Genomic DNA, 4,105 nt, shown 5'->3' with positions numbered 1-4,105 from the left:
CGAGGCGGCGCGGCTGCGCACGGCCGCCGTGCTGCGCGACGTCGCCAGCGGCGCCGAGGCCGTCGCCGCCGACGCGCGCGTCGCCACGCCCAACCCGAGCGCCGAGGCGCTGCTGGAGCGCGCGCTCCCGCCGGGCACCGCGCTCGACGACGCGGCGCCGCCGACCCTCGCGGCGCGCGTGCACGCCTTCCTCGCCGCCGACCCGCGCCTCGCCGACGGCGCGGACGAGGCGTTCGACCTCGAGCTGCACGGGCGCCAGCTGCGCGCCCGCCTGACGCGCCTCGGCGGCGCCGAGCGCCGCGACGCCGTGGGCGCCGCCATCGCCGCGGTGCTGACGCTCGACGACCTCACCGAGCTGACGCGCGCGCAGCGCGTGCTGGCGTGGGGCGAGATGGCGCGGCAGGTCGCGCACGAGATCAAGAACCCGCTCACGCCGATCCGGCTCGGCGTGCAGCACCTGCGGCGCGCGTACCGCGACGGCCGCGGCGACTTCGACGCGATCCTCGAGCGCAACGTCGACCGCGTGCTCGGCGAGATCGACCGGCTCGACGAGATCGCGCGCACCTTCAGCCGCTACGGCACCGCGCCCGAGCACCGCGCCCCCGCCGAGCCGCTCGACGTGGCCGCGGTGGCGCGCGACGTCGTGGCGCTGGAGCGGCTGGGGCAGGGGGGCGTCGCCTGGGAGCTGGTCGGCGCCGACGACCCCGCGCCCGCGATGGCGCGCGACGGCGAGCTGCGCGAGGTGCTGCTCAACCTCCTCGAGAACGCGCGCCTCGCCCACGCGCGCCGCGTGCGGCTCACGCTCGCGCGCCACGACGGGCAGGTCGCGCTGCAGGTGGACGACGACGGCCACGGCATCCCCGCCGACGTGCTCCCGCGCATCTTCGAGCCGCACTTCTCGACGCGCACCAGCGGCAGCGGGCTCGGTCTGGCGATCAGCCGCCGCCTGGTCGAGGCCTGGGGCGGCACCGTCACCGCGCGCAGCGCGCCCGGCGAGGGGACCACGATGGTGGTGGCGCTGCGCGCGGCGTGACGCGTCTTTCATCGCCCGCCCGGGAGCGGTAGACTGCCGCCGTGCCGCCCACCGTCCCCGCCGTCCCCCTCCCGCCGCACCTCGCGCACTGGCAGCTCCCCGTCGGGTGGAGCTGGGGGACCGAGTCGCTGCAGGAGGACCACCGGCACTTCCAGGAGGTGGTGGACGCGCTCGGGCGCTCGCTCTCGCTCGTCAGCGCCCCCAACCCGGCGCACGTCGACTGGCTGCACGCCGAGGCGCGCGCTCTCGCGCACCGCAACCACCCGGCGATCCCGACGACGTACCACTACTGGGCGCCGGCGCTCCGCGAGTCGCGCCGCGGCCCCGGCTACCTCCGCCGCTGGATCGCCGGCGAGACGCTCGCCCAGCGCGTCGGCCGCCTCGGCGCCGACGACGTCCCCGGCGCGCTCCGCCTCCTGCGCGAGGCCGGCTCGGCGATCGGCTACCTGCACGACGGCGGCTCGGTCCACGGCGCGGTGGGCGGGCGCAACACCTGGCTCACGCCGTCGGGGCGCATCTGGATTCTCGGCTGGCAGTGGGCGATCCCGCGTGACCGCGTCCCGTCCGGGCTCTCCCCCGACGCCGCCGTCGTCCCGCGCCCGCCCGAGTGGCGCGGCGGCCGGTGGAGCCCGACCCCGGCCAGCGACCAGTGGCAGCTCGGCGCGCTGGCGTTCCTCGCGCTCACCGGCGAGGTCCCGCCGTCCGAGGACGTGCCGCCCGTCCGCCTCCTGCGCCCCGACTGCCCCCGCTCCCTCGCCGACGTCATCGAGCGCGCGCTCGGCGCCGATCCGGCCGAGCGGTACTCGTCGGTGACCGCGCTGGTGCGCGCGCTCGACCGCGGCGTCAGCGTGCGCACCCCGCTGCTCGGCGGCCCCGACGTGACCGGCGAGGTCGTCGCGCAGACGCCCGAGGCGCGGCTGCGCTGGGCCACCGGCGACGACTACGACATCCTCGCCAAGCTCGGGGCGGGGACCTTCGGGTCGGTGTGGCGCGTGCGCGACCTGGCGCTCGGCCGCGAGGTCGCGCTCAAGATGCTGCACCCGCACATCGCGCGGGACGGCGCCGCCGTGCAGCGCTTCCGCCGGGAGGCGCAGCTGGCGGCGCAGCTCGCCCACCCGGCCATCGTCCCGATCTTCGACTTCGACACGCGCGCCGGCACGTCGTGGTACACGATGGAGCTCGCCGAGGGCGGCTCGGTGGCGGAGCTGGTGCGCCGCGCCGGCCCGCGCCCGCTGCGCGACGTCGCGGGGCAGGTGGAGTTCGTGCTCGAGGGGCTCGCCGCCGCGCACGCGATCGGCGTCATCCACCGCGACCTCAAGCCCGAGAACTTGCTCATCGACCGCTACCGCCGCTGGCGCGTCGCCGACTTCGGCATCGCCAACGCGCTCGGCGAGGAGGTCGCGGGCGCCTCGGGCACGCCCGCCTTCGCGCCCCCCGAGCAGCTGCTCGGCGAGCCGCAGGGGCCGGCCAGCGACTGCTTCTCGATCGCGGCGATCGTCTTCTTCGTCCTCACCGGCGAGCCGCCGTTCCGCGGCAACGACGGGCCGACGGTGCTCGCGTCGCAGCTCGCGGGGCGCGTCGACCTCGCGCGACTCCCGGCGCCGGTCGCGGGGTGGCTGCGCACCGGGCTCGCCGTCGACCAGGATGCGCGCCCGGCCGACGCGGCGGCGACGCTCGGGGCGTGGCGCGGCGTGCGCACCGCGGCGCTGCGCGGCGAGCAGCGCGGCCGGTGGTGGCGCCGCCTGCTGCGCGCCGTCCGCCCGGGCTGACCTACTCCGTCGTCCCCGCCGTCGCGGCGGGCGCGCGCGCGACGCGCACCGTCTTCACGTTGCAGAACTCGCGCAGCCCGACGTCGCTCAGCTCGCGCCCGTGCCCCGACCGCTTGATCCCGCCGAACGGGAGGCGCGGGTCCGACACGACCATCGCGTTGAGGAACACGCTCCCCGCCTCCAGCTCCTCGGCCAGCCGACGCTGCTCCTCGGGGTCGCGCGACCACGCGCTCGCGCCCAGCCCGTAGGGCGTGTCGTTGGCGATCGCGATCGCCTCGTCGAGGTCGCGAGCGCGGAACACCGCCGCCACGGGGCCGAACACCTCCTCGCGCGCCGCCGCCGCGTCGCGCGGCACCTCGGCCAGCACGGTCGGCGCGTAGAAGAACCCCGCGCCCGCCGGCGCGTCGCCGCCGCACGCGAGCCGCGCGCCGTCCCGTACCGAGCGCCGCACCTGGTCGGCCACGTCGTCGCGCACCTGCGCCGACGCGAGCGGCCCGACCTGCGTCTCCTGTAGCATCGGGTCGCCGACGCGCAGCGCGCGCATCCCCTCGACGAAGCGCGCGAGGAAGGCGTCGTACACGTCGGCGTGCACCACGAAGCGCTTGGCCGCGATGCACGACTGCCCGTTGTTGATCGTGCGCGCGGTGACCGCGGTGCGCGCCGCGGCCTCGACGTCGGCGCTCGGCATCACGACGAACGGGTCGCTCCCCCCCAGCTCCAGCACGACCTTCTTGAGGTGCCGGCCGGCGGTCGCCCCGACCGCGCTCCCCGCGCCCTCGCTCCCCGTGAGCGTCACCGCCTGCACGCGCGGGTCGGCCACGATCGCGTCGACCGCGCGCGACTCCACGAGCAGCGTCTGGAACACGCCGTCGGGCGCCCCCGCCTCCCGGAACACCGCCTCCAGCGCCAGCGCGCACTGCGGCACGTTCGACGCGTGCTTGAGCAGCCCCACGTTGCCGGCCACCAGCGCCGGCGCGGCGAAGCGCACGACCTGCCAGAACGGGAAGTTCCACGGCATCACCGCGAGCACCACGCCCAGCGGCTGCAGGACCACCCGCCCCTCGCCCTGCGCGTCGTCGACCAGCGTCTGCGGCGCGAGGATCCGCTCCGCGTGCTCCGCGTACCAGCGGCACGCCGTCGCGCACTTCGCCGCCTCGTCGCGCGCCGCCTGCAGCGGCTTCCCCATCTCGCGCGTCATGAGCCGCGCCAGCCGCTCGGGGGCGCGGTCGAGCACCTCCGCCGCGCGCGCGACGAGCGCCGCACGCTCGCCGACCGGGCGCCGCCGCCACGCGTGCGCCGCCTC

3 protein-coding genes are annotated in these 4,105 nt (G+C 77.6%); 2 read left to right on the top strand and 1 reads right to left on the bottom strand.

The genetic code is table 11. The annotated features are described in order from the left end of the window. Both PYV61_RS21805 and PYV61_RS21800 read left to right on the top strand, forming a co-directional pair. Nucleotides 1-1,033, top strand: a 1,033-nt coding sequence (locus PYV61_RS21805; protein WP_275835626.1) for an ATP-binding protein, incomplete at its 5' end; no start/stop codon positions are given. Between the two features lie 41 nt (nucleotides 1,034-1,074). Then, a complete protein-coding gene (locus tag PYV61_RS21800) occupies nucleotides 1,075-2,802 on the top strand; it encodes a serine/threonine-protein kinase (RefSeq protein ID WP_275835623.1) in 1,728 nt (575 codons plus the stop codon). A gap of 1 nt (nucleotide 2,803) precedes the next feature. Here PYV61_RS21800 and PYV61_RS21795 read toward each other — a convergent pair. Beyond that, nucleotides 2,804-4,105 (bottom strand): NAD-dependent succinate-semialdehyde dehydrogenase (locus tag PYV61_RS21795; RefSeq protein WP_275835621.1); only part of this gene is annotated, 1,302 nt, incomplete at its 5' end.

Source organism: Roseisolibacter sp. H3M3-2 (assembly GCF_029211165.1).
Lineage (GTDB): Bacteria > Gemmatimonadota > Gemmatimonadetes > Gemmatimonadales > Gemmatimonadaceae > Roseisolibacter.
Note: the sequence above shows the minus strand (reverse complement) of the source record. Positions and strands in the feature narration are given on the sequence as shown.